This window comes from Sphingomonas sp. C3-2 (assembly GCF_033025475.1).
GTDB lineage: Bacteria > Pseudomonadota > Alphaproteobacteria > Sphingomonadales > Sphingomonadaceae > Sphingobium_A.
The window spans coordinates 791,946-815,578 of record NZ_CP130322.1 but is presented as its reverse complement, the minus strand read 5'-3'; the positions used below and the strand labels follow the sequence as shown (position 1 = coordinate 815,578).

The following is a 23,633-nucleotide window of genomic DNA, read 5'->3' as shown; positions in this document are numbered from 1 at the left end:
GCATCTTCCTGTCATATTGTTGGCGCCCTGGTCAGACGCGGGAATCCGGAAGCAGGCGACGGACGCCGCCTTACCCGTCTATTACGACAGTGGATGGGTGGTGCTTGTCCAGATGCTTTCTGATGATTTTCAGGTTCCGGCTGTTCGATCGGAACAGGAAGTCGAACGCATCGCCCACCAGCGGCACCGCGCCCAGCAGCGTATCGAAGCCGACATTCGCCGCCATGCGGGCGATCTGGAATTTCGACATGCCCAGATTGCGCGCTTCCCACACGATCCACGCCCCCATCGCTGCGGTCACGACATCGCCGAGCACAGGGATAAGGCCTACGATCGAATCAAGCCCCACGGGCCGGTTCAGGCCGGGGATGACGAAGGCGCGTTCCAATATGCCCTCCATCGCCTCGATACGGCGGCGGATCGAATCCGCGTCGCGCCCCATGCCGGGCATGTCGCGCATCATCGCGTCGAACTGGTCGGGGGAAATACGCATTGGAACCGTGTCTCCAAAAAGGGAGCCCCGGATATGGGAAGCCCCGATCAGTCCTTCAACAATCGGTTGAGCGGGTGCGCCGCACGGACATTGGTCCGAAACCCCGTAAGCTTTGGCCGCACCAGCGACCAGCGGACCGGCGATGCGATCGGAATGAAGGGCAATTCGGCCAGATAGGCGGCCTCGGCATTGGTCAACTGGTTCGACCGCGCAGACAGCGTGTCCGCCGCACGCGCAGCCTCCAGTGCGGCGGCGCCTGCCTCGCTGCACGGCAGCCCGCGTCCGCAGCCCAGCCGCAACAGGAACCAGCTCGCGCTGTCATGCGGCGCCACTTCGTCGATCAGGCGCAGATCGGTATCGTCGCCCTCGGCGCGTTCCACAATGATACCGATCTGGCCCAGGTCAACGGCGATCCGCGCGAATAATATCTTCGATCCCGGGCCGGCGGGCAGCGCGATCCGCACGCGCGGAAATGCAGTCTGGCCCGCGCTCCATTCGGCCACGCGCTGGCGCGCGATCGTCAGCCGCTCCTCGCGGCCAAGTCCGATCCAGCCGGGCTGGGCAGGGTCCGATGCCAGATCCAGCCGCTCGGGCACGATCGTATAGGCGGGGCGCCAGCCTGAGATGTTCTGCGTCTGGATCAGCGCCTCGCGGTCGATTGCCATGGCAATCGCCTCGCGGTTCTTCGCGCTCGCCAAAAAGCCTTCGCGCTTTTCTACCGCCAGTCCGAACAGGCCGATCGCGGGGTCGAAACGCAGCTGTGCACTGGGGGGCTTGATCAGCCGGGCATAGGGCAGGTCGGCAAAGCTGCCGCCCAGCACAAGATCGGCATAGCCCTTGTCATACCGCGCCACGGCAGCCGCCGCACGGTCGCCGCGCAGCCGCACCGCATAGCGCGCTTGTTGCGGTTCCTCCTCGTCTTGCGCCTCGGCCAGTGGCGTCAGCAGGATCGACCCGCCTTCCTCGCGCGCCATCTTGAACGGCCCACCCCCAGCATTGCCGAATGTCAGCCCCGCCTCGGGCTGGGCCAGCAGCGGCAACAGCTGTGGTCGCGGCGATCGCAGGCGCAGCTCGATGATCTCGGGCGTCACCGCGCTCACCTGCTCCACCGGGTTGAACAGCGGCGCCAGGGGGTTCTTGCTGCCATGCGCCACCATCGTTCGGATCCGGCGCGCCATCATCTGCGCGGTCAGTGGCTTGCCGTCGGAAAGCTCGGCCCGGCGCAGGCGAAAGATATAGCTCAGCCCATCGTCCGAAACGACCCAGCGTTGCGCCAGGGCGGGTTCAACATGGCCACTCTCGTCAAATGCCACCAGCCCTTGCGCCACCGAGATGCGCAGGATCTGGCTTGGCAGGTTCAGCGCACCCTCGGCGGCTTCCAGCTTGGGCTCGCCGCCGATCGCCACCACGCGCAGCGGCCCGTCATTGGCGGGCTCGCTGCATCCGGCAAGCAGCAGTGCAGGCAGGGCAGCGGTCAGGAGGGCGCGGAATTTCAAGGCCATGGTGTCCGTGTTTCTGATTCACGGGTGTATGGCGTGGGCGCGGTGCTGCCAAGCCCGATCGGGCGCGCAAAGGGCTGAAAAGCAAAACGCCGCGCCGACCTTTGAGGGGCGGCGCGGCGTTTGTACGCGGTTGTTATGCGCGGCGGGCGTCAGCCGACAAAGGCGCGCTCGATCACATAATGGCCGGGCTTGTTGTTCGAACCTTCCTCGAAGCCCAATTCGTCGAGCATCGCGGCGGTTTCCTTGATCATCGCCATGCTGCCGCACAGCATGATGCGGTCCAGCTCGGGATCGAAATTCTTGGGGCCGGCCAGCGGGCCTTCGAACAGCGTGCCGTCGCTGATCAGTTTGTCGATCCGGCCCGTGGTGCGGAATTCCTCACGCGTTACGGTCGGCAGATAGCTGAGTTGCACCAGCGCCTGGTCCTGCACCAGCGGATCGCCCGCCAGCTGCGATTCCAGTTCCTCGCGGAAGGCGAGGTCGGATACGCGGCGCACGCTGTGGACCACCACGATCTGGTTGAACCGGTCATAGATTTCCGGATCGCGGATGATGCTCAGGAACGGGGCAAGCCCGGTGCCGGTGGACAAGAGGAAAAGGCGGCGGCCCGGCAGCAGCGCATCGGCCACCAGCGTGCCGGTCGGCTTGCGGCCAAGGAACAGCTGGTCGCCCGGCTGGATCAGCTGCAGCTTCGAGGTCAGCGGGCCATCGGGCACCTTGATCGACAGGAACTCCAGTTCCTCGGCATAAGACGGGCTGGCGATCGAATAGGCGCGGAGCAGCGGGCGGTTGCCATCGGGCAGGCCCAGCATCACGAACTCGCCCGAACGGAAGCGGAAGCTTGCGGGGCGGGTGATGGTGAAGCTGAAAAGATGCTCGTTCCAGTGGCGCACGCTCAGCACTTCCTCGACGGAAAGGCTGGCCGAAGGGGCAAGCAGCGATGCGGCAGCGTTACGGTCGCTCATTCGAAAACTCTCATTTGATCAAACGGGGCAGGTGTCGGGCACGCCAAACGCGCCAATGCCGGGGCAAAACGCCTGCAGCGCGTCGATACAACCTTGTTCGCCAAGAGCAACGTAAGAATTGTTTTGGCGTGAATAGGCTGGGCTGCGTCGGTGGCGGGTGCGGGCAGGCATCGGTGCGCGCCTTTGGCGAAACCCGCAAAAATCCGCCGGTGCGTGCGTCTTGGCGTGGCAATGCCGGGTATGGCGGCATTATGCGCATCCGATCGGCCTTGGCGGGCCAGGCGGTGCCGCGCCGGTCGATCTGCCGAAAATGCGAATCGGAAAGGGCGGCGCGACGGGTCATTGCGCGCTCTTGATAATCATTATCATTTTGTGTGCAAGGGCAACATTTCGATGCACGCGCGACAAAGGGGACAATCGTCATGTCGCCTTTATGATCCGGATCAGTCGCGCGGCGGCTCTGTCATCCGGGCAAAGCGCCACGCAGCGCGGCGCTCCTCCGCGTCCTCGAATGCCGTGTCCGGATCGGGCGCGCATCCCATCATCTGCATCAGCGCCCAGAGCGCAAAGCGGCGGCCCGGTTCCTGTGCGATGCCGAAATCGATCGCCAGCGCTTCCTGCCCGCGCGCGAGTGCGTCGTCGGACAGCGCATCGAGGTCGTCGGTGCCGAAATAATGGTGGATCAGCGTGTCGAGGTCCATGGGGCGATCCTTAGAGCAGCGAGCCCATATCGGCCGTCCCGCGCGCGGGCGTCGCGCTCGGCTGCTCGGGTTCGGGAATGGCGGGCGCGGTGGTCCAGCCCAGGTCGGGCAGGGTCAGCGTACGCTTGCCCGAAAGGTCGATGCGGGTGACGAGCAGCCCGCGCGCCTCGATATAGCTCAGCAGGCGCCGGACGCGCCCGGGGGAGCGCGTGCCGTAAACCTCAGCCAGTTCGGCGTCGGATGGGCAGGGCAGCACATCCTTCGCCGCGCGGGCGATCAACAGAAACGCGCCCAGCATGTCCTCGGGCAGTCGGGTCGAAAGCTCCAGCGCCTCGGTCCAGCTCTCATCGCCCTCGTCGAAAATCCCGGCGCGCGCCATCGCAAGGCGGCGGCGGAAATCGGCCAGGTCCATGCCCGGATCATTGAGCTGGCGCATGCGGCAGCGCAGCCCGAAATCCTGATACAGCACGGCCGCCGTCCGGTAGGTCGCGTCGGGATCGGCGCAGATCTCGGCCAGCACGGCAGAGATGATTGCGTTGCGCGGCCCTTCCTCCATCGGCGGCGCGGCGGGTGTGGGGGATGCGGGCGTCAGCACCGGCCGCGCGATCGATCGGATCAGTTCCTCGGATGTCACGCGCGGTGTCGGCGGGGGAGGCGGCGGCGGGTGCGCCACTTCCAACGAGGAAAACAGCAGGTCTTCCAGATCCTCGGGCGCGGTGGGCAGCGGGGTCAGCTTGGGGGTGCCGCCGCGCGCGCCGGTCTTCACCTCGCCGATCTTCACCGAAAGCGGGCGGCGCGACACCGCCGGGCCAAGCGCCAGAAAGCGCCCGCGCTCCAGATCGCGGATCTGCTCGGCCTGGCGCCGGTCCATGCCCAGCAGGTCGGCCGCGCGCGCCATGTCGATATCGAGGAAGGTACGCCCCATCAGAAAGTTCGAGGCTTCGGCCGCGACGTTCTTGGCCAGCTTCGCCAGACGCTGCGTCGCGATCACGCCGGCCAGCCCGCGCTTTCGGCCACGGCACATCAGGTTGGTCATCGCGCCCAGCGCGGATCGGCGCGCATCTTCGGAAAATTCGCCCGCGGCAACGGGCGCGAACATCTGCGCTTCGTCGACCACCACCAGCGCGGGATACCAATGATCGCGCGGGGCATCGAACAGCGCGGACAGGAAACCGCCCGCGCAGCGCATCTGCGCATCAAGGTCCAGCCCTTCAAGGTTCAGCACCACCGAGGCGCGGTGCTCGCGGATTCGCGCGGCGATGCGGGCAATCTCGCCCTCGCTGTGCTCGGCGGCATCCAGCACGACGTGCCCGAAGGGTTCGGAAAGCGTCACGAAGTCGCCCTCGGGGTCGATCACCACCTGCTGGACCAGCCCGGCGCTACCCTCGAGCAGCCTGCGCAAAAGGTGCGACTTTCCCGATCCCGAATTGCCCTGCACGAGCAGCCGGGTCGCGAGCAGTTCTTCAAGATCCATTTGCACCGATTGTCCGGTGCCATCTGTTCCAATGTCGATTCTGGCAGTCACATACTGCCTTTGGACGATGGGGAGGGTAGGGGGCAAGTGTTCTGGTGCGGATGGCGGGACTTGAACCCGCATTCCCAGAGGGAGGCGGATTTTAAGTCCGCTGCGTCTACCGATTTCGCCACATCCGCGTGATGGCTGACCAAAGGCGGATAACGGCCCTTCGGTCAAGCGGGTTGTTCGCCTCTGGTCGCGCAAAAGAGCGTTTCGCGCTGCGCCGGCTTGCGGTTGCGCCGCTCCCGTCCGATAGCTGGGATATAATAAAAACAGGAGTAGAGGATGCGCGGCGTAGTTCCGGAATCCAATGGCGGGGGGCGTGCCGATGGCGCGGTCCCACCGGGTGAGGGGATCATTTCCATTGCCGGTCTCACCAAGACCTATGCGGGCGGGGTCCAGGCGCTCAAGGCCGTGAACCTCGATATCCGGCGCGGTGAGATATTCGCGCTGCTCGGCCCCAATGGCGCGGGCAAGACGACGATGATCAGTATCGTCTGCGGCATCGTCCGTCCCAGTTCGGGAACGGTCAGCGTGGCCGGACACGATATCGTCCAGAATTACCGCGCGGCGCGTGCGCGGATCGGGCTGGTGCCGCAGGAACTGCATACCGACCAGTTCGAACGCGTGGTCGATACCGTCAGCTTCAGCCGCGGGTTGTTCAACAAGCCGCGCAATCCCGCGCTCGTCGAAAAGGTGCTGCGCGATCTCAGCCTCTGGGAAAAGCGCAACGCCAAGATCATCGAGCTTTCGGGCGGGATGAAGCGTCGGGTGATGATCGCCAAGGCGCTCGCGCATGAGCCCGAGATATTGTTCCTCGACGAACCCACCGCGGGTGTCGATGTCGATCTGCGGCGCGACATGTGGCAGCTCGTCCGCGAACTCCGCGAAAGCGGCGTCACCATCATCCTCACCACCCATTATATCGAGGAGGCGGAGGAAATGGCCGACCGCGTGGGCGTGGTCAGCAAGGGCGAACTGATCCTTGTCGAGGAAAAGACGCGGTTGATGAAGAAGCTGGGGCGCAAGACGCTGACGCTCAATCTCAGCGAGCCGATGGCCGCCATTCCCGACACGCTCGCCGAATGGCCGCTCACGCTCCATGCCGACGGCAACGAGCTGCAATATGAATTCGACATCAATGCCGAACGGACGGGGGTGCCCTCGCTGCTGCGCGCGCTGGGCGATCTCGGCATCGGGTTCAAGGATCTGAACACCCGCCAAAGCTCGCTCGAGGAAATCTTCGTCGGGCTCGTGCGCGACGGGAAGGGGGAAGGCCAGTGAACTTCAACGCTCGCGGCATCTGGTCGATCTACAAGTTCGAAATCCACCGCTTCATGCGCACCGCGCTCACCAGCCTCGTCACGCCGGTGATCACCACCTCGCTCTATTTCATCGTGTTCGGCTCGGCGATTGGATCGCGGATGACCGAAATCGGCGGCGTCCCTTACGGCGCGTTCATCGTCCCGGGGCTGATCATGCTCTCGATGTTTACCGAAAGCATCTTCAACGCCAGCTTCGGCATCTTCATGCCCAAATGGTCCGGCACGATCTATGAACTGCTCTCGGCGCCCATTTCGGCGTTCGAGACGGTGCTCGCCTATGTTGGCGCGGCGACAACGAAATCGGTGATCGTCGGGCTCGTCATCCTCGCGACCGCGCATCTCTTCGTCGATGTCACGATCGCCCATCCGTTCTGGATGGCGGCGTTCCTCCTCCTGATCGCGGCCACCTTCTGCCTGTTCGGCTTCATCATCGGCATCTGGGCGCGCAATTTCGAACAGCTTCAGGTCATTCCGTTGCTCGTGGTGATGCCGCTCACCTTTCTCGGCGGGGCCTTCTACTCGATCGACATGCTGCCGCCGGCCTGGCGCACGGTCACGCTGTTCAATCCGATCGTCTATCTGATCAGCGGGTTTCGCTGGAGCTTCTTTGGGAAGGGGGATGTCAGCATCACGCTCAGCCTCGCGGCGACGCTCGGTTTCTTCTTTCTGTGCCTGGTCGTGATCTGGTGGATTTTCCGGACCGGCTATCGTCTCAAAAGCTGAGCAGGAGCACGGCGAGGATAAGGAGCGGAGCCAGGCTCCGCTCCTATCAATGGTCGTCCATGTTCAGTCGTTCGCGCATTTCCTTGCCCGGTTTGAAATAGGGGACGCGCTTGGCGTCCACTTCCACCGGATCTCCCGTGCGCGGGTTGCGGCCCTGGCGTGATGCACGTGCACGTGTGGAAAAGGCGCCAAAGCCCCTCAGTTCCACGCGGCCGCCTTCGGCAAGGCGTGCCGTGATCTCGTCGAAAAAGACGTCGACAATGCGTTCCACGTCTTTCAGCGACAGATCGGCGTTTTCCGCAGCGAGCTTCTGAACAAGTTCGGAACGGATCATGGCAATATCCCCATAAATGGGTGTCGAGGCCACAGGCCTCGATACGCCGGGTTGGGCTGTTGTAACGCTTAAGCGCCGGAAAATGGCCCCACACCATTCGATCGGCGTCCCAAATGTGACGTTTTGCGGTGCATTTGCAAGCCCTTGCCCGAATGCGCTTCGGCCAGAAAGCACGGGCATTTCGGGGCCTGAAAACGTCAATTTGTGCAGGCCATTGGAAAGACGAAAAAAAATGCCGCCGTCGCATGAAGCGACGGCGGCACCTTACTGGAAAATTTATCGATTACTTCTTGTCTTCGGTGCGCGCCTTCAGCGCTTCGCCGAGGATGTCGCCCAGCGACGCGCCCGAGTCGGACGAGCCATACTGTGCAACTGCCTGCTTCTCTTCGGCAATCTGCATTGCCTTGACCGAGAAGGTCGGCTTCTTCGAACGGTCGAAACCGGTGACCATCGCGTCGAACTTCTGGCCAACCTGGTAGCGTTCCGGACGCTGTTCGTCGCGGTCGCGGCCGAGGTCGGTGCGCTTGATGAAGCCGGTTGCGCCATCGTCGCCAGCCTGCACTTCGAGGCCGCCATCGCGAACTTCGAGAACGGTGACGGTGACAACGCTGTTCTTCGCCAGACCCGAGGTGACTGCGCCGCCGATTGCCGGTGCACCCTTTTCAAGCTGCTTCATGCCGAGCGAGATGCGCTCCTTCTCGACGTCGATGTCGAGAACGATTGCCTTCACGACTTCGCCCTTGCGGTGCAGAGCCAGTGCGTCTTCGCCCGAGATGCCCCATGCGATGTCCGACATGTGGACCATGCCGTCCACGTCGCCGTCCAGGCCGATGAACAGGCCGAATTCGGTGGCGTTCTTGACTTCGCCTTCGACTTCGCTGCCGATCGGGTGCGCTGCGGCGAACGCTTCCCAGGGGTTGTTGATCGCCTGCTTGAGGCCCAGCGAGATACGACGCTTGTCTTCGTCGACTTCGAGGATGATGACGTCGACTTCCTGGCTCGTCGAAACGATCTTGCCGGGGTGGACGTTCTTCTTGGTCCAGCTCATTTCCGAAACGTGGACCAGGCCTTCGATGCCGGGTTCGAGTTCAACGAACGCACCATATTCGGTGATGTTCGTCACGCGGCCGGTCAGCTTCGCGCCAACCGGGTACTTGGCGGCTGCGCCTTCCCACGGATCGCTCTCAAGCTGCTTCATGCCGAGCGAGATGCGCTGCGTTTCGCGGTTGATGCGGATGATCTGCACGCGGACGGTGTCGCCGATGTTGATCATTTCCGACGGGTGGTTGATGCGCTTGTAGCTCAGGTCGGTGACGTGCAGCAGGCCGTCGATGCCGCCAAGGTCAACGAACGCACCGTAATCGGTGATGTTCTTGACGACGCCTTCGATCACCTGGCCTTCGGCCAGCGTCTGGATCAGGCCCGAACGCTGTTCGGCGCGGGTTTCTTCGAGGATCGCGCGACGCGACACAACGATGTTGCCACGACGACGGTCCATCTTGAGGATCTGGAACGGCTGCGGAATATCCATGAGCGGGGTGACGTCGCGCACGGGGCGGATGTCGACCTGCGAACCGGGAAGGAAGGCGACGGCGCCGTTGAGGTCGACCGTGAAGCCGCCCTTGACGCGGCCGAAGATGACGCCTTCGACGCGGGTGTTTTCGCTGAATTCAGCTTCGAGCTTGTCCCAGGCGGCTTCGCGGCGCGCGCGGTCGCGCGACAGCATGGCTTCGCCATTGGCGTTTTCGACGCGGTCGACATAGACTTCGACTTCGTCGCCAACCTTGAGGTCGGCCTTCTGGCCCGGCGCAGCGAATTCGCGCAGCGGCACGCGGCCTTCCGACTTCAGGCCTACGTCGATGACAGCCAGATCGTTTTCGATTGCGGTGACGGTGCCCTTGACGACGCGGCCTTCAAAGCCTTCGTTTTCGCCACCGAGCGTTTCATTGAGAAGCGCGGCGAATTCGTCGCGCGAGGGATTCATAGAAGCCATAAAAATAGTTTCCTGTCTCTTTTTCCGGCCAGCCGGTTGTCTCCGGCGGTCTTGACCAGAACTGCCACAGCGGCCGTATGCCTCTGCGGCATCCCGCGTGCGGTTGAGACAAGATGACGAACGTTGCGGATAGCAAAAAAGGGCGCGCCAAAAGCCCTGGCCCTTAGCCAAGGCCCCTGCGCACCATCAAAACTGCCCGTCCGGCCTCAGCCTTGGGGCTTTGCGCCGGTCCGTTCATCAACAAGCGCAATCGCCCGCTGGACGGCGGCGTCTATAGAGAGATAGGTGGTATCGAGCAAGTGCGCATCGGCAGCTTGCGCCAGCGGTGCGCTCTCCCGAGCCATGTCGCGCCGGTCGCGTGCGCGGATGTCGGACAGCACCTTGTCATAGCTCCCGTCGCTGCCCGCTTTTTGCATCTCGTCATGCCGGCGCCGCGCACGCGTCTGGGGCGTTGCGGTGACGAACAGCTTGGCATCGGCCTCGGGCGCGATGACCGTGCCAATGTCGCGGCCGTCGAGCACGGCACCGCCGGGCTGCTGGGCAAAGCTCTTCTGCCGCTTGATCAGCGCCGCGCGCACCAGCGGATGGGCCGAGACGATCGAGGCCACGCGCCCGGTTTCCTCGCCCTTCAGCGCGGGATTCGACAGGACGGCGTCCTCGAACGAGCAGGCGGCCAGCGCGTCGCTTTCGCTCTCCGGATCGCCGCCGTCCTGCAGTACGCGCCAGGCGACCGCGCGGTACAACAGGCCCGTGTCGAGATGGGGCAGGCCATAATGCGCGGCAAGCGCGCGGGCGATTGTTCCTTTGCCCGATGCCGCCGGGCCGTCGACGGCGATGATCATGCGCGCACCGCTCCAAGCGCAGTCATCAGTTCGGTGAACTGCGGAAAGCTCGTGGCAACCGGGGTCATGTCGTCGATCGTGACCGGCGCCTTCGTCATCAGGCCCGCGATCGCAAAGCTCATCGCGATGCGGTGATCCAGCTTGGTGGCAACACTGGCGCCGCCGGCGAGCAGCGCGCCGCCGGTACCGTCGATGATCATGCCGTCTTCGGTTTCGGTCACGCGCGCACCGATCGCGGCAAGGCCTTCGGCCATCAGCGCGATACGATCCGATTCCTTGACGCGCAGTTCCTCCAGCCCGGTCGTCACCGTCCGTCCCTCGGCCAGCGCGGCGGCCACGAACAGGACCGGGAATTCGTCGATCATCGACGGCGCGATATCGGCCGGAACGGCGATCCCCTTCAGCACCGAATGGCGGACATGGATGTCCGCCACGGGTTCGCCGCCTACTTCGCGTTCGTTCAGATACTCAACATGCCCGCCCATTGCGCGGAGTATGTCGAACAGGCCCGCGCGCGTTGCGTTGATGCCGACATTCTCGACGATCACGTCCGATCCGGGAACGAGAAGCGCCGCCACCACGGGGAAGGCGGCGGAGGAGGGGTCTCCGGGAACGACAATATCCTGCGCGCGCAGGGTGGCTTCGCCGGTCAGCGAGATGATCCGCGTGCCATCCGCTTCCACATCGACGGTCAGCTCCGCGCCGAAGCCTGCCAACATGCGTTCGCTGTGATCGCGGGTCGGCACCGGTTCGATGACGCGGGTAATGCCCGGCGTATTGAGGCCCGCCAGCAGCACCGCCGATTTCACCTGCGCAGAGGCGACCGGCAGGCGATATTCGATCGGAACCGCAGGGCAGATGCCGCGCACCATCATCGGCAGCCGATCGCCGCTGGTGGCGGTGAATTCCGCGCCCATGCGCGACAGCGGCTCCATCACGCGCTTCATCGGGCGGCTCGAAAGCGAAGCATCACCCGTAAAGGTGGCGGTGATCGGGTGGCTTGCGATCAGCCCCATCAACAGCCGGGTAGAGGTGCCGCTATTGCCCATCTCAATGGCAGATTGGGGCTGCAGCAGGCTTCCGACGCCCACGCCGTCGATCGTCCATACGCCATCGTCCGATCGATCGATCGTAACCCCCATGGCGCGCATTGCGGCGGCGGTGGCCAGTACATCCTCGCCTTCCAGAAGGCCGCGCACGGTGCTGCGGCCGACCGCCAGCGCGGATAGCATCAGTGCGCGGTGCGAGATCGATTTGTCACCAGGCACCTTGATGGTGCCCTTCAGCGGGACCGGTGCGGAGAAGGATGCGGGCAAAGGCGTGTTCGAAATCATGAAGAAAGCTTGTATTCCGGCTTGCAGGAACGCAGGCTTTTGACAGCGGCCCCCGGCTATGGCAAGGCGCCGCTCCAGTTTGCGAGCCGCCGCAAGGTGCGTTGGCTCGCTGTTTTCACTTGAATTGGAGGCGAGGCGGCACATGGTGAAGCCTGAATGGGGCACCAAGCGGACCTGTCCGAAGTGCGGGGCCCGGTTTTACGATCTTGCGAAGGATGAACCCGTCAACTGCATCGAATGCGGTAATGCCTGGTATCCTGAGCCCGTACTGAAGTCGAAGCAGCCGCTTCCCTATGAAGCGCCCAAGAAGGACGGCGAGGGCAAGGTCGATTCCGACCTTGGCGATGACGATCTGGACATCGACGTCGATTCCGAAGACGCCGATTCTCCGGACGACGACGTCGACCTCGGTGGCGACGACGATCTGGGCGTCGACACCTCTGACGACAGCGACGATTCAAATAATTAAAATCAGTGCTTGCCAAGTGGGAGCTGCCTCCGTAAAGGCAGCCCCACGACGCCGCTAACCCAGAGCGGCGAGGTTGGAAACGGGGCCGTAGCTCAGCTGGGAGAGCGCTACAATGGCATTGTAGAGGTCAGGGGTTCGATCCCCCTCGGCTCCACCAACCCTCAAGCGCTAGGCGCTGAATAGATTTCAGAGCAAACTATATTTGATAGGCGCGGGGCCGAAAGGTCCGGCGCCTTTTTCGTGCGTCGGAGCCGTTCCTGAGGTGCGATACCATGAATTTGCCGAATCGCGGCAACCGGTGATTCGCGAATCAGCCTTGCTGTCGCGTTCACTGATTCGGTTCCGCGATTCTCGCCGGCAACAATCTGCCGGCGAGAGCCATCCTGACATTATCGGGCTTCACTGGTGTGATGTTCGATCCAGCGCCCCAGTGTTGACGTTGGACGCAGCCCGATCGTCCCGGCCGCTGTCAGGCGTCGGCGCAGAGAGGAGGCGCTGAGATTTCAAAACGAAATTTGGGGGAGGGGCGCGGGACGCCCTCAGGCCGGCTGGATCAGTGCAAAACGATCTCTGCTGATCGGAACAAGCCGACGCCGGTGCAGCGTGATGTTGCGGCTCTTGTGCGCTACCGTGACCTTGAAATCGATCATGCTGGAAATATGCGCTTCGTGCCGCGTGATGTTTTCGTTTTCATCGACTTCAAGAAAAAGAATCTGATCGCCGACCTTCAATTAAATCTCCTGTGATAAAATTCTGTAGAGCGCGTTGGATATTTGCTCTTCGAAAAAATTATTTCGATGGTTTAGTGATTAGGTCTATTTTATTTTAAAGCAAGCTAATGGGCGCGTTCTCCTGTGTGTCGCGGCTCTCTGAGGGTGAATCGTCCGGAATCGGGGCATGTGCCGATCCATGGGCACATTTCGGCGCTAAATGCCCCGGCAGCGCTTCCGCTTGTTTCCCACTTGGGTTTAGCCATTGGCCTGCGCTGCCGGAATCCTTGGCCGGTGCGCATGTGGACAAGGGCGGGGCTATGCGCAGCTATTCCTATTCCGTTGGGGGAATGCACCCTCACGATCCGATTTCCCGGGAAGAACTTGTCGCCGGCATGCAACTGATGCGCGCCGTGTCGATGCAGTCGACCCGCTTTCAATTGGCGGTGATGCGAAAGGAACAGCGTCCAGCACTGGAATCGCTCGATCGGCTTGGTGAAATGGACCGCGAACTCGAACATTTCATTGAGGCGATTGGCGGTGCAGCAGAGGACATGCCGGAACTTGCGCCCATTTCCGACATGGTTGCGCGCCAGAAGCAGGCGCTCGACAGCGAAAAGCTGGCGTTGATGTCCGGCGTGTCCGGGCCGGGCGTGGTCGGCCTGTCTGCGGATCGCGATGAGGCGGATGCTGGCGATGATCTGGAGGACGAGGAGGCAGTGGCTCCCCCGCCGCGCCGTGGCCGCCTGCTGACGGCCACGGGCGTGATATTGTCGCTTGCGGCGCTGGGCGCTGCCTTCTTCTATTATCGCGACGTGATGGCGCTGCACTTCGGCATTTAGGCCGTCGGGTGGGCTCAGGGGGCGAGCAACATGCCCGCCAGTGCCGCGCTCATCAGGTTGGCGAGCGAACCGGCGATCAGCGCCTTGACCCCCAGTCGCGCGATTGTCGATCGCTGATTGGGCGCAAGGCTGCCCGTTACGGCCATCTGGATGGCGATCGAGCTGAAATTGGCGAAGCCGCACAACGCAAAGGTGACAATGGCCACCGTGTGCGGCGACAATGCGCCCTGTTGCGCGCCCAGGCTGATATAGGCGACGAACTCGTTGAGAACGACCTTTTCGCCGAACATGCCACCCGCGCGCAGCGCTTCGTCCCATGGCACGTTGAGCAGGTACATCACCGGCGCGAAGACATAGCCGAGGATCTTCTGGAAGCTGAGGTCGGTCAGCCCGAACCAGCCGCCAACCCCGTTGAGCAGGCCGTTGGCAAGCGCCACCAGCGCAACAAAGGCAAGCACCATCGCGCCGACCGCCACCGCCAGCCGAACGCCGGTCTGTGCGCCCTGCGACGCTGCCATGATGATATTGGCGGGCTTTTCCTCGCCGTGGCTGTCATCGACAACGACGACTGGATCGATCGGGCCGTCGCGCGGATCATCGGGCATGATGATCTTTGCCATCAGGATGCCGCCTGGTGCTGCCATGAAACTCGCGGCCAGCAGATAGTCGATCCGGATTCCCATCGCGGCATAGGCGGCCAATATGGTGCCCGCGACACCCGCCATACCCGATGTCATCACCGTGAAGAGTTGCGCCGGGGTAAGGCTGGCCAGATAGGGGCGGATCACGAGCGGCGATTCGCTCTGCCCGACGAAGATGTTCGCCGCGGCGCACAGCGATTCCACCTTGGATACGCCGATCACCTTCTCGATCGCGCCGCCGATCCACTGAACCAGCCGCTGCATGATCCCCAGATAATAGAGGATCGATACCAGCGCCGCGAAGAAGATGATCACGGGCAGTGCCTGCACCGCGAAATTCTGACCCAGCTCGTCGGTGGCAAACTTGCCGAACAGGAAATTCGTGCCTTCATTGGCATAGCCCAGAAGGTTCGAAACACCCTGCGACATTGCGTTGATCGCCTGGCGCCCCGCCGGAACGTACAGAACGAGCACGGCAATCGCGACCTGCAAGCCGAAAGCGGCCCCAACCACGCGAAGGCGGATGTTGCGGCGATTGCTCGATAGCGCGACAGCAATGGCCAGAATCACGGCAATGCCGGCAATTCCGATAAGAAATTTTGTCATCCGCTTTTCTAATTCCCCCGAGGAACCCGATCGCCCGGATCAGGTTTCACTCCCTGATAGGTAGCCAATGCCTGTCGGAACGGACGCGTGTCCGCCAGCCCGGCTTTTGGGCGGCACGATACACGCGCAGGCCGATTCCGCCAGCCCTGCATTTGATTGTGTTGCCGACCAGTTAGCGGAGGCTTTGCCTGTGGAAAACCCATGTGATGCAAGGGGCGATAACAAGCTTGATCGTTTGCCGGTGGCGCCAAGGACGCGACCGATCTCCCGTTTTGCGGCCTCACGCTATGCCCTTGTCGCGGCGGACTGGCGCGACGCAGGCATTACCTTTTGCGTCGCATTCACAGCCTTTTACGGTTTCATCCTTTAACCGTGGCGGCACGCCCGGATCAACCTGAGCGCAAGCCAGGCTGAAATCAGGCACATGCCCGCAACCATCAGCAATTGATCGACCGCGCTGACGCCGATGGCTGAAAGCGCCATCGCCAGCACCGCGCCGATCACCATCGCACCCGAATTGACGATGTTGTTCGCGGCGACGGTCCGCGCGGTTTCGCTTTGCGCGACGGTGGTCGTCAGAAACGCATAGAGCGGCACCACGAACATGCCGCCGGTGACCGCCACCATCAAAAGCGATCCCAGCAGCATTGGGGCATTCGGCAGGTTCAAAAAGGTCCAGAAATCGTAAAGCTGGCCTTCGGGCATCCCCGTCCAACCGCGCAGGACGAAGAAGAAAGCGACGATGAAACCACCCATCGCGACCACGGATGCCGGCGCGTAACGGGCGGATACCTCACCCTTCAGCAAGCGGTTGATCGCGATCGATCCGATGGCGACGCCCACCGAGAAGATCGAGAGGAGAAGGCTGGTCACGCCTTCGTCCGCGGTCAGTACATTTTTCACGATTGGCGGGAATTCGATGAACAGTACCGATCCGATCGTCCAGAAAAAGCTGATCGAGCAGATCGCCAGGAACAGGCGTGGAATGTGCATCGTGCTGGACACGAGCTTCCACGAGGATCGCAGCACGTTGAAATCGATCGGGTCCGGTTCACCGATCGGGGGCGCGGCCGGAACCTGTCGTCCGGCAACCCAGCCCAAGATCGCAACGAGTAGCACGAGGGCGGTCGCAAGCTTGGCCGTATCATTGATCAGCCCGCCGCTGGCATTGGCGGTATGGGCCGAAAGATATCCAAGCGCGCCTGCCGTGATCGTGCCGGCAAGGATCGCGATATAGGTACCGGCTTCGACCAGTCCGGTGCCGCCTAGAACCTCATTATGTTTCAGGTGCTGCGGCAGGATCGCATATTTGATCGGCCCGAAAAATGTCGAGTGCACGCCCATCGCGAGCAGCGCCACGAGCATCAAGGGAACCGAGGGGAGGAGAAGCCCGATTCCACCCACTACCATGATCAATATCTCGGCCGTCTTCACCCAGCGGATGATCATCGCCTTGTCGCGCGCATCGGCCAACTGCCCTGACAGCGCCGAAAGCAGGAAAAAGGGCAGGATGAAAATCCCTGTCGCCACCGCGTTGAACGCCGTTTCCTGCATCGGGTCCGAATAGACCTGAAAGGTAACGAACAGGATCATCGCCTGTTTGAACAGATTGTCGTTGAAAGCGCCTAACAGCTGCGTAACGAAAAGCGGTAGGAAACGACGGCGGGCAAGGAGCCGGAGCGAGGTTTGCATGGGACGGAATGGAAGCTCCGTAATTCACAGGAGGCGCGGTCATAGCGGACCGATGCCGCAAAACCAATCAATCTCTCCACAGTTGCAAATATGCACGCTATGGAGGGGACGATCATGCTGACGCTTCCGAACATTCTGACGCTGTCGCGAATCTTCGCGGTACCCTTGCTCGTATTTCTGCTTTGGCCCAGCCCAAAGCCGTTCGACTATTTTCTGGCCTTTGCGCTCTATTGCCTGATGGGCATTACCGATTATTTCGACGGCTATCTGGCCCGCGCCAAGGGCACGGTATCGCGCCTCGGCGTCTTCCTCGATCCCATCGCCGACAAGATCATGGTGGCGGCGGTCGTGGTGATGCTGATCTTCATCGACGATATCGAGGGGTGGAACATGATTGCCGCGCTCATCATTTTGCTGCGCGAGATCATGGTATCGGGCCTGCGCGAATTTCTGGCCGGGCTCAGCGTCTCCGTACCGGTCAGCCGCCTTGCGAAATGGAAGACGACCTTTCAGTTGGTGTCGCTAGGTGCCCTAATTCTGGGCGGCGCGCTGCCCGAATGGCCGTTTGTGATGAGCACTGGCGTGGTCACGCTTTGGGCGGCGGCGATCTTGACGATGGTCACCGGCTGGGATTACCTGCGCGTCGGCCTCAAGCACATGGATTGAGGCCGACGCGGCTTCGGAGATATTACTCCGTCGTTGCCTTGGCGTCTTTCAAGACATCGGCCAACAGCTGGAAATCGCGCTCCCGGGGGCTGCCCTTGCGCCATACCAATGCGATCCGGCGGGACGGGTTGGCCGCGTCGAGTGGTCGCGCCTCGATCGTCGTTCCGTCGAGAATGCCTGCATCCACCGCCATTTCGGGAAGCAGCGTAACGCCAAGCCCGTTGTCGACCATCTGGACCAGCGTGTGCAGCGAGGTTCCAAGCATCGCTGCTTCGGCGCGTAGTTCGGGGCGGTTGCAGGCCGCCAGCGCATGATCTTTCAGGCAGTGGCCGTCTTCGAGCAGCAACAGCCGGCTTTCATCGATGGCATCGGCGTTGACCAGGGCGGGGAGATGTTCGCGCTCGCCCTGTGGAAAGGCCACGAATAACCGGTCCTCGAACAGCGCGGCGGTTTCCACATCGCCACAGGCATAGGGAAGGGCAAGCAACACGCAATCTACCTGGCCATGATGCAGCGATTCGCACGCGCTTCGGCTGGTTTCCTCGCGCAGGTAGAGCTTCAGTTCGGGCCAGTCCTGTCGAATGCGTGGAAGAATCTTGGGTAGCAGGAAGGGCGCAATGGTCGGAATGACGCCCATGCGCAGGTCGCCCGATAAAGGCTTCCCGGCAGCGCGTGCCATGCCCGACAGTTCCTCGGCTTCCTGCAATACGCGCACCGCCTTGTCGGCGATCTTTTCACCTAGGGGGGTAAACCGCACGACACGCCGGGTCCGTTCCACCAGCGTAATGCCGATCAGCGATTCCAGTTCGCGCAGCCCGGCCGAAAGTGTCGACTGGGTCACGAAACAAGCATCTGCGGCCCGCCCGAAATGGCCATGATCGCGCAATGCCACCAGATATTGCAGTTGTTTTAGCGTCGGCAGATATGTCGACATCAGTCACCTTCTCGATCAATCATGCGAATATAATCGCTTTGATCGATTTTTCTAGCCAGCCGTGGCGCCCGCTCGGTTCAGCTCAGCTCAGCGCCTTGTACACACTGTAGAGGCTGGTCAGCGTCAGCACGACGCCCACCATCGTCATCAGCGTACGTGCGGATACGCGCTTTGTCAGATAGGCGCCGAAGGGAGCAGCCAGCAAACCGCCCAGCAATAGGCCGACCGTCACTGTGGTGAAGGCGGCAAAGCCAAGCTGCCAGATGAAGATCAGCGACACCGAAGTGGTCAGGAAAAACTCGGACAGATTGACCGTGCCGATCGTCGTGCGGGGTGTCGCGCCTTGGACGAGCAGGTTGGACGTGACAACCGGACCCCAGCCGCCACCGCCTGCGGCATCAAGGAAACCGCCAACGAGTCCAAGCGGCGCAATCACCTTAGGGCGCTTGTGCGGGCGGGGCAAATCCCATGCGCGCCAAAGCAGATAGAGGCCGATACAGGTCAGGTACGCCATGACAAAGGGGCGCGCCGCATCGGCATGGATATTGGTGAGCACATAAGCGCCCAGACAGCCGCCGATGATGCCGGGGATCACGAGCCGCGCGAACAGCTTCCAGTCGATATTGCGGTGGATGACATGGCTGATGCCCGATGCGGCGGTGGTGAACATCTCGACGAGGTGTACGCCAGCCGATGCGCGTGCGGGCGGTACGCCCATGAAGCTGACGAGCAGGGTGTTCGAGATCACGCCAAATGCCATGCCCAGCGCGCCGTCCACCATCTGTGCGGCAAAGCCGATGGCAATGAACGGCAGCACCGCACTCCAATTTTCGGTGATTAGCTCGATCATGCCCACCCCACTTTATACGCAACGGGCGCCCTGCTGCCTGACGGTGCCTGTCTGCACAAGACACTTTCCCTATCACCTAGGGGGAGGTCAACTTTCAGCGCCACTGGTATTCTGTCGCGTCGGCTACTAAATTGCGGCGATTAAGAACAGGGAAGGTATGCCACATGCTGGCACAGCTCATATCCTATCTGGATTCGATCAAGGCGCGCGATCCTGCGCCGCGGTCGCGATGGGAAATTCTGCTTTATCCCGGCGTGTTAGCGGTGGGCATGCATCGTATTGCCCATTGGCTGTTCGAAGCCGATCTCTTTTTCCTCGCGCGTTTCGTGAACCATCTGTCGCGCTTTTTCACGGGCATCGACATTCATCCCGGTGCCAGGATCGGCAAAAACCTCTTCATCGATCACGGCTTTACGGTGATCGGTGAAACCGCCGAAATCGGGGACAATGTGACCATTTACCAATGCGTGACTCTGGGGGGCACGAATCCGGCAAATGGCGTCGCGGGCAAGCGGCACCCGACCTTGCAGGACGGTGTGATCATCGGATCGGGCGCGCAGGTGCTGGGACCGATCACCGTTGGTCCGCGCGGTCGCGTCGGTGCCAATGCCGTGGTCACCAAGGATGTCCCCGAAGGGGCGGTGATGGTTGGTATTCCAGCGCGGCAAACGCTGGTCGATGCCACCGAATATCAGCGCGGCTTTGTACCTTATGGCACGCCGTGCAGCGATCTGTTCGATCCGGCTACGCAAAAGCTTGAGATCATGCGCTGCGAACTCGAAACGCTGCAGAAGCGGTTTGATCTGCTGATGGCCGAGCGAGAGGGCAAGGCGGATAACGGAGCGCAGCGCGACAGCGCATGACGGGGATCGTCACGCCCTTTCCGATATCCGGGCGTGCGCCCACGCAAGTGGGCTTCGAGCGGCTCGAACTGATGCGTATCCTTGATCTTTATGGTCGAATGGTCGCAGCCGGCCACTGGCGCGATTATGCGATCCATCTTGGTCATGATGTCGCTGTGTTTGCGGCATTTAGGCGTGCATCCGAGCGCCCGGAGTTCCGTATCGAAAAGCGTCCGGCACTACGGCAGCGGCAGGGCATGTGGGCGCTTGTCGGGGAATCCGGGCTGATGCTCAAAAGGGGCCATGAATTGCCTTCGGTCTTGGCTCCCGTCGAACGACGCCTCCTGAAACTGGTTGCCGACTGACGCGTTTCTCAGCCGCGCTTCAATGCATTCAATATCGCCATCGATTGCTCCATGCCCGATTGCGGCACGATTTCACCCTCGCGGTCGATAATGCGGTCCCACGCGGCGGCAATGCCTTCGGGAGTGCGTTCTTGCTCCGGCAGCGCAACTCCCGGTGTCATGGTAATATAGGCGGCGTGATAAACCCCGCCGCCTGCGCCGACGATCACGTTGCTGGGCGCATCCTCGGAAACGAGAAATAGCGCTGCTGGTGCCACATTTTCGGGACCGAACTGGGCAAAGGCTTCCTCGGGGAAAATGTCTTCGGTCATTCGCGTTGCTGCAACGGGCGCCAGCGTATTCACCCTGACATTATACTTCGCGCCTTCGAGGTGGAGCGTCTTGGTCAACCCTGCAAGTCCCAGCTTCGCGGCACCATAATTGGCTTGGCCAAAATTTCCGTACAGCCCTGTGGAAGAGGCCGTCATGAGGATACGACCATAATTCTGATCCCTCATCACGTCCCACACCGCCTTGGCGCAGTTTGCCGATCCAATGAGATGGACGTCGACGACCAGGCGAAAATCTTCCGGCGTCATCTTGGCGAAGCTCTTGTCGCGAAGAATACCGGCATTGTTCATGAGAATATGAACGCCGCCCCAGGCTTCACGCGCCTTGGCCACCATTTCCTGCATCTGAGCGAATTCTGTAACGCTGCCGCCATTGGCCATGGCCGTTCCGCCATTAGCGCGGATTTCTTCCACCACCTGCAGCGCGGCGTCGGAATGGCCCGTTCCATCGCGCGCGCCGCCCAGATCGTTGACCACAACCTTCGCTCCGCGTTTTGCGAGCTCGAGCGCATATATGCGTCCAATGCCCCCGCCTGCGCCGGTAACGATCGCTACGCGGTCGTTGAAGTTGATGGTCATTGCGGCATCTCCCCCTCATTTTTGCGGGCGAGAGACTATTCGTTGCGAACGTGAAGGCAAGCGTGTTTGTCTGGAAGGCATAAAACGCCCCTCCCGAGAGGAAGAAGGGAGGGGCGTCGGCAGCACATCCGGAAGTGCATTGCCCTTCCGGCAGGCCTTATTTCGGATTGCGCCGCTGCTTGCAGCCGTCGGTCACGCTTTTTGAGCACCAAGGATATTCAGCCTTAGCCGGCGGCGGCGGATATTTCTGGTCAACAGTCGGTGGAGTGCCGAATTGCTTGGCGCCCGCTGCAGGCATCGCGCTTTCGTTGGGCGATGGCGGGGCTGCCATAGGATCTTGCGCCGGCATAGCATCCGGGGATGGGGGGGGCATCATGTCGGGCGACGCGGGTTGGGTCGCTTCAGGCGGTTGTGCCGGCTCAGTCGGGGGAGACTCCTGCGCCATGGCGGCGCTGCCAAGCAGCAGTGCCGCGCTGATCAGGAATGTTTTCATCGCAACCTCCTTATTGGTGCGGCCGGTGTCGCCGCATCGAAGCTTTGCCGCGGTAAACGCGACCAAAGCGCTGGTAGGAAACGTCGCTCACGGAAGATTGATCCACATGCGCGCACTTGCGCTCATCCATTGAGGCGCTATTCGCGACGCAATCAACAAACAAAAGGTATCCAATGCTGAGCTGGTTCCAGGCGCTAATGCCTAAGGAAGACAGGTTTTTCGGCCTGTTCGACGCACATGCGGAAACTTTGGTCAAGGGCGCCGATTCGCTGGTCAAGCTGCTTGAGGGTGGCGACACAATCGGTCAATATTGCGACGAAATCCACGCGCACGAGCACGCGGCCGATGATATTATCCGGGAAACGCTGCGCTTGGTGCGCCGTACGTTCATCACCCCTTTCGATCGCAGTGCGATTACCGATCTGATTGGTTCGATGGATGACGCCATTGACGAAATGCACAAGACGGCAACCGCCATCCAGCTTTTCGAAGTCACCGAATTTCAGCCGCAGATGCGCGAAATGAGCTTGCAGATCGCGCGTGTGGCTCGCCTTACGCAGGAAGCCATGCCGCTGATGCGCAAGATCGGTCCCAATGGCCCACAGCTTCACACGCTGACCGAACAGATCGTCCATATCGAGGCGGAATCGGACATTGTGCACGAAGCCGGGGTGAAGGCCCTCTTCCATGCGCAGAAGGACGGCACCGCCAATGCGATGGATTTCATCGTTGGGCGTGAGATCTATCGCCATCTCGAACGGGTCGTCGATCGCTTCGAAGACGTCGCCAATGAGATTCAGGGCATTGTGATCGATCACGCCTGATGGATCCGACAATCGCCTTTCCGCTGCTGGTTGCGCTGATCGGCATTGCGCTGCTGTTCGATTTTCTGAACGGCTTGCACGATGCGGCCAATTCGATCGCAACCATCGTCGCGACGCGCGTGCTCCGTCCGCAATATGCGGTGATGTGGGCCGCTTTTTTCAACTTCATCGCCTTCCTGTTTTTCGGCCTTCATGTCGCCGAAACCGTCGGGAAGGGGATCGTATCCGCTGATATCGTCACCCCCGCAGTGATCTTCGCCGCTTTGATGGGCGCGATCGTCTGGAACGTTATCACCTGGGCGCTCGGTATTCCGTCCTCGTCCAGCCATGCGCTGATTGGCGGCCTCCTTGGTGCGGGTGTTGCCAAGGCCGGTTTTGACGGTGTGGTGTGGAGCGGCGTCATCAAGACGTCGCTTGCCATCTTTGTCTCGCCGACAATCGGTCTCGTTCTTGCACTTGTCCTTGTGCTGATCACGTCCTGGCTGTTCAAGCGCGCTTCTGCCCAGGCGGCGGACAAGTCTTTCCGTAAGCTGCAGTTCGTGTCGGCTTCACTCTATTCGCTCGGACACGGCGGCAATGATGCGCAGAAGACCATGGGGATCATCACCGTGCTGCTCTATTCGCAGGGCATGCTCAACGGTGAATTCCATGTGCCTTTCTGGGTGGTGATCACCTGCCAGGCCGCGATGGGGCTCGGGACACTCATGGGCGGTTGGAAGATCGTGCACACCATGGGTTCCAAGATCACGCGCCTTACCCCGGCACAGGGCTTCTGTGCGGAAACGGGTGGGGCGATCACGCTGTTCGGCGCGACGTGGCTTGGCATCCCGGTTTCGACGACGCACACCATTACGGGGGCTATCGTGGGCGTGGGCGCTGCGCGCCGCGTGTCGGCGGTTCGTTGGAACGTCGCCAGCAGCATCCTTGTTGCCTGGCTTGTCACGCTTCCCATGGCGGCACTGATCGGCTGGTTGTTTCTGGAACTCACTACGCTGTTCTGAACGCTGCAGTGTCAGACATAAAAAAAGACCCCGGGGCCCATGGCTCCGGGGTCTTTTTATTT

Annotated in this window: 25 protein-coding genes and 2 tRNA genes; 10 read left to right on the top strand and 17 right to left on the bottom strand. The window is 61.8% G+C overall.

Features of this window, described 5'->3' with window-relative positions:
* Positions 1 to 70: 70 nt before the first annotated feature.
* The 6 genes from QYC26_RS03930 to QYC26_RS03905 form a co-directional block, all read right to left on the bottom strand.
* Complete coding sequence (locus tag QYC26_RS03930; protein ID WP_317514091.1) at positions 71 to 493, bottom strand: DUF4112 domain-containing protein; 423 nt, start codon at positions 491 to 493, stop codon at positions 71 to 73.
* Positions 494 to 540: 47 nt separating this feature from the next.
* Positions 541 to 1,995: an ABC transporter substrate-binding protein gene (locus tag QYC26_RS03925; RefSeq protein WP_317514090.1), complete on the bottom strand. Its 1,455-nt coding sequence runs from the start codon at positions 1,993 to 1,995 to the stop codon at positions 541 to 543.
* A gap of 149 nt (positions 1,996 to 2,144) precedes the next feature.
* Positions 2,145 to 2,960: a ferredoxin--NADP reductase gene (locus QYC26_RS03920; protein ID WP_317514089.1), complete on the bottom strand. Its 816-nt coding sequence runs from the start codon at positions 2,958 to 2,960 to the stop codon at positions 2,145 to 2,147.
* A 443-nt stretch (positions 2,961 to 3,403) separates the two neighbouring features.
* Positions 3,404 to 3,661 (bottom strand): hypothetical protein, encoded by a 258-nt coding sequence (locus QYC26_RS03915; protein WP_317514088.1) that lies wholly within the window; start codon positions 3,659 to 3,661, stop codon positions 3,404 to 3,406.
* Between the two features lie 10 nt (positions 3,662 to 3,671).
* Positions 3,672 to 5,186, bottom strand: coding sequence for an ATP-binding protein (locus tag QYC26_RS03910; protein ID WP_317514087.1), 1,515 nt, complete (start codon positions 5,184 to 5,186; stop codon positions 3,672 to 3,674).
* 42 nt (positions 5,187 to 5,228) lie between these two features.
* Positions 5,229 to 5,314: transfer RNA gene (locus tag QYC26_RS03905), tRNA-Leu, on the bottom strand.
* A 148-nt stretch (positions 5,315 to 5,462) separates the two neighbouring features.
* Between QYC26_RS03905 and QYC26_RS03900 the strand changes: the two genes are divergently transcribed.
* A complete protein-coding gene (locus tag QYC26_RS03900; protein ID WP_317514086.1) occupies positions 5,463 to 6,461 on the top strand; it encodes an ABC transporter ATP-binding protein in 999 nt (332 codons plus the stop codon).
* Positions 6,458 to 7,225: an ABC transporter permease gene (locus QYC26_RS03895; RefSeq protein ID WP_317514085.1), complete on the top strand. Its 768-nt coding sequence runs from the start codon at positions 6,458 to 6,460 to the stop codon at positions 7,223 to 7,225. The genes QYC26_RS03900 and QYC26_RS03895 overlap by 4 nt, the downstream gene beginning before the upstream one ends.
* Positions 7,226 to 7,271: 46 nt before the next feature.
* On the opposite strand, the gene QYC26_RS03890 is transcribed toward QYC26_RS03895, so the two are convergent.
* From QYC26_RS03890 to aroA, 4 genes are all read right to left on the bottom strand, one after another.
* A complete protein-coding gene (locus QYC26_RS03890) occupies positions 7,272 to 7,559 on the bottom strand; it encodes an integration host factor subunit beta (protein WP_317514084.1) in 288 nt (95 codons plus the stop codon).
* 283 nt (positions 7,560 to 7,842) lie between these two features.
* Positions 7,843 to 9,552, bottom strand: coding sequence for a 30S ribosomal protein S1 (gene rpsA, locus QYC26_RS03885; protein WP_317514083.1), 1,710 nt, complete (start codon positions 9,550 to 9,552; stop codon positions 7,843 to 7,845).
* A 206-nt stretch (positions 9,553 to 9,758) separates the two neighbouring features.
* The gene (cmk, locus tag QYC26_RS03880; RefSeq protein WP_317514082.1) at positions 9,759 to 10,394 is read right to left on the bottom strand and encodes a (d)CMP kinase; all 636 of its coding nucleotides are present in this window, start codon (positions 10,392 to 10,394) and stop codon (positions 9,759 to 9,761) included.
* A complete protein-coding gene (gene aroA, locus QYC26_RS03875; RefSeq protein ID WP_317514081.1) occupies positions 10,391 to 11,728 on the bottom strand; it encodes a 3-phosphoshikimate 1-carboxyvinyltransferase in 1,338 nt (445 codons plus the stop codon). The genes cmk and aroA overlap by 4 nt, the downstream gene beginning before the upstream one ends.
* Positions 11,729 to 11,870: 142 nt before the next feature.
* Between aroA and QYC26_RS03870 the strand changes: the two genes are divergently transcribed.
* Complete coding sequence (locus tag QYC26_RS03870) at positions 11,871 to 12,197, top strand: FYDLN acid domain-containing protein (RefSeq protein WP_317514080.1); 327 nt, start codon at positions 11,871 to 11,873, stop codon at positions 12,195 to 12,197.
* 81 nt (positions 12,198 to 12,278) lie between these two features.
* Positions 12,279 to 12,354, top strand: a tRNA-Ala gene (locus QYC26_RS03865).
* Between the two features lie 382 nt (positions 12,355 to 12,736).
* Here the strand turns inward: QYC26_RS03865 and QYC26_RS03860 are convergent.
* Entirely contained in the window at positions 12,737 to 12,928 is a 192-nt protein-coding gene (locus tag QYC26_RS03860) for a hypothetical protein (RefSeq protein WP_317514079.1), read from the bottom strand.
* Positions 12,929 to 13,035: 107 nt separating this feature from the next.
* On the opposite strand from QYC26_RS03860, the gene QYC26_RS03855 reads away from it, so the two are divergent.
* A complete protein-coding gene (locus tag QYC26_RS03855) occupies positions 13,036 to 13,749 on the top strand; it encodes a hypothetical protein (RefSeq protein WP_317514078.1) in 714 nt (237 codons plus the stop codon).
* Positions 13,750 to 13,763: 14 nt separating this feature from the next.
* Here QYC26_RS03855 and QYC26_RS03850 read toward each other — a convergent pair whose 3' ends face one another.
* Both QYC26_RS03850 and QYC26_RS03845 read right to left on the bottom strand, forming a co-directional pair.
* A complete protein-coding gene (locus QYC26_RS03850) occupies positions 13,764 to 14,996 on the bottom strand; it encodes a NupC/NupG family nucleoside CNT transporter (RefSeq protein ID WP_317514077.1) in 1,233 nt (410 codons plus the stop codon).
* A gap of 366 nt (positions 14,997 to 15,362) precedes the next feature.
* Entirely contained in the window at positions 15,363 to 16,688 is a 1,326-nt protein-coding gene (locus QYC26_RS03845; RefSeq protein WP_317514076.1) for an MFS transporter, read from the bottom strand.
* Between the two features lie 114 nt (positions 16,689 to 16,802).
* Here QYC26_RS03845 and pgsA point away from each other — a divergent pair, with 114 nt between their 5' ends.
* Entirely contained in the window at positions 16,803 to 17,354 is a 552-nt protein-coding gene (gene pgsA, locus QYC26_RS03840; protein WP_317514075.1) for a CDP-diacylglycerol--glycerol-3-phosphate 3-phosphatidyltransferase, read from the top strand.
* Between the two features lie 22 nt (positions 17,355 to 17,376).
* Here the strand turns inward: pgsA and QYC26_RS03835 are convergent, their stop codons facing one another.
* Together QYC26_RS03835 and QYC26_RS03830 are read right to left on the bottom strand one after the other, a co-directional pair.
* The gene (locus QYC26_RS03835; RefSeq protein WP_317514074.1) at positions 17,377 to 18,288 is read right to left on the bottom strand and encodes a hydrogen peroxide-inducible genes activator; all 912 of its coding nucleotides are present in this window, start codon (positions 18,286 to 18,288) and stop codon (positions 17,377 to 17,379) included.
* A gap of 82 nt (positions 18,289 to 18,370) precedes the next feature.
* Entirely contained in the window at positions 18,371 to 19,138 is a 768-nt protein-coding gene (locus QYC26_RS03830) for a sulfite exporter TauE/SafE family protein (RefSeq protein WP_317514073.1), read from the bottom strand.
* 164 nt (positions 19,139 to 19,302) lie between these two features.
* On the opposite strand from QYC26_RS03830, the gene epsC reads away from it, so the two are divergent.
* Entirely contained in the window at positions 19,303 to 20,001 is a 699-nt protein-coding gene (gene epsC, locus QYC26_RS03825; protein WP_317514072.1) for a serine O-acetyltransferase EpsC, read from the top strand.
* Positions 19,998 to 20,345 (top strand): DUF2794 domain-containing protein, encoded by a 348-nt coding sequence (locus tag QYC26_RS03820; RefSeq protein ID WP_317514071.1) that lies wholly within the window; start codon positions 19,998 to 20,000, stop codon positions 20,343 to 20,345. Before epsC ends, QYC26_RS03820 begins: the two co-directional genes overlap by 4 nt.
* Positions 20,346 to 20,353: 8 nt before the next feature.
* Here QYC26_RS03820 and QYC26_RS03815 read toward each other — a convergent pair whose 3' ends face one another.
* Both QYC26_RS03815 and QYC26_RS03810 read right to left on the bottom strand, forming a co-directional pair.
* Positions 20,354 to 21,253: an SDR family NAD(P)-dependent oxidoreductase gene (locus QYC26_RS03815; protein WP_317514070.1), complete on the bottom strand. Its 900-nt coding sequence runs from the start codon at positions 21,251 to 21,253 to the stop codon at positions 20,354 to 20,356.
* 157 nt (positions 21,254 to 21,410) lie between these two features.
* Complete coding sequence (locus tag QYC26_RS03810; RefSeq protein ID WP_317514069.1) at positions 21,411 to 21,746, bottom strand: hypothetical protein; 336 nt, start codon at positions 21,744 to 21,746, stop codon at positions 21,411 to 21,413.
* Positions 21,747 to 21,862: 116 nt separating this feature from the next.
* Between QYC26_RS03810 and QYC26_RS03805 the strand changes: the two genes are divergently transcribed.
* Entirely contained in the window at positions 21,863 to 22,570 is a 708-nt protein-coding gene (locus QYC26_RS03805) for a DUF47 domain-containing protein (protein ID WP_317514068.1), read from the top strand.
* A complete protein-coding gene (locus QYC26_RS03800) occupies positions 22,570 to 23,571 on the top strand; it encodes an inorganic phosphate transporter (protein WP_317514067.1) in 1,002 nt (333 codons plus the stop codon). The genes QYC26_RS03805 and QYC26_RS03800 overlap by 1 nt, the downstream gene beginning before the upstream one ends.
* Positions 23,572 to 23,633 lie beyond the last annotated feature (62 nt).

Bases quoted from the DNA above. Each gene is read 5' to 3' on its own strand.
- QYC26_RS03890 (WP_317514084.1), bottom strand. From the start codon at position 7,559: ATGATCCGTTCCGAACTTGTTCAGAAGCTCGCTGCGGAAAACGCCGAT.
- QYC26_RS03870 (WP_317514080.1), top strand. From the start codon at position 11,871: ATGGTGAAGCCTGAATGGGGCACCAAGCGGACCTGTCCGAAGTGCGGG.
- aroA (WP_317514081.1), bottom strand. From the start codon at position 11,728: ATGATTTCGAACACGCCTTTGCCCGCATCCTTCTCCGCACCGGTCCCG.
- pgsA (WP_317514075.1), top strand. From the start codon at position 16,803: ATGCTGACGCTTCCGAACATTCTGACGCTGTCGCGAATCTTCGCGGTA.
- QYC26_RS03815 (WP_317514070.1), bottom strand. From the start codon at position 21,253: ATGACCATCAACTTCAACGACCGCGTAGCGATCGTTACCGGCGCAGGC.
- QYC26_RS03810 (WP_317514069.1), bottom strand. From the start codon at position 21,746: ATGAAAACATTCCTGATCAGCGCGGCACTGCTGCTTGGCAGCGCCGCC.
- QYC26_RS03900 (WP_317514086.1), top strand. From the start codon at position 5,463: ATGCGCGGCGTAGTTCCGGAATCCAATGGCGGGGGGCGTGCCGATGGC.
- rpsA (WP_317514083.1), bottom strand. From the start codon at position 9,552: ATGGCTTCTATGAATCCCTCGCGCGACGAATTCGCCGCGCTTCTCAAT.
- epsC (WP_317514072.1), top strand. From the start codon at position 19,303: ATGCTGGCACAGCTCATATCCTATCTGGATTCGATCAAGGCGCGCGAT.
- QYC26_RS03855 (WP_317514078.1), top strand. From the start codon at position 13,036: ATGGGCGCGTTCTCCTGTGTGTCGCGGCTCTCTGAGGGTGAATCGTCC.
- QYC26_RS03850 (WP_317514077.1), bottom strand. From the start codon at position 14,996: ATGACAAAATTTCTTATCGGAATTGCCGGCATTGCCGTGATTCTGGCC.
- QYC26_RS03845 (WP_317514076.1), bottom strand. From the start codon at position 16,688: ATGCAAACCTCGCTCCGGCTCCTTGCCCGCCGTCGTTTCCTACCGCTT.
- QYC26_RS03925 (WP_317514090.1), bottom strand. From the start codon at position 1,995: ATGGCCTTGAAATTCCGCGCCCTCCTGACCGCTGCCCTGCCTGCACTG.
- QYC26_RS03820 (WP_317514071.1), top strand. From the start codon at position 19,998: ATGACGGGGATCGTCACGCCCTTTCCGATATCCGGGCGTGCGCCCACG.
- cmk (WP_317514082.1), bottom strand. From the start codon at position 10,394: ATGATCATCGCCGTCGACGGCCCGGCGGCATCGGGCAAAGGAACAATC.
- QYC26_RS03930 (WP_317514091.1), bottom strand. From the start codon at position 493: ATGCGTATTTCCCCCGACCAGTTCGACGCGATGATGCGCGACATGCCC.
- QYC26_RS03920 (WP_317514089.1), bottom strand. From the start codon at position 2,960: ATGAGCGACCGTAACGCTGCCGCATCGCTGCTTGCCCCTTCGGCCAGC.
- QYC26_RS03915 (WP_317514088.1), bottom strand. From the start codon at position 3,661: ATGGACCTCGACACGCTGATCCACCATTATTTCGGCACCGACGACCTC.
- QYC26_RS03830 (WP_317514073.1), bottom strand. From the start codon at position 19,138: ATGATCGAGCTAATCACCGAAAATTGGAGTGCGGTGCTGCCGTTCATT.
- QYC26_RS03835 (WP_317514074.1), bottom strand. From the start codon at position 18,288: ATGTCGACATATCTGCCGACGCTAAAACAACTGCAATATCTGGTGGCA.
- QYC26_RS03800 (WP_317514067.1), top strand. From the start codon at position 22,570: ATGGATCCGACAATCGCCTTTCCGCTGCTGGTTGCGCTGATCGGCATT.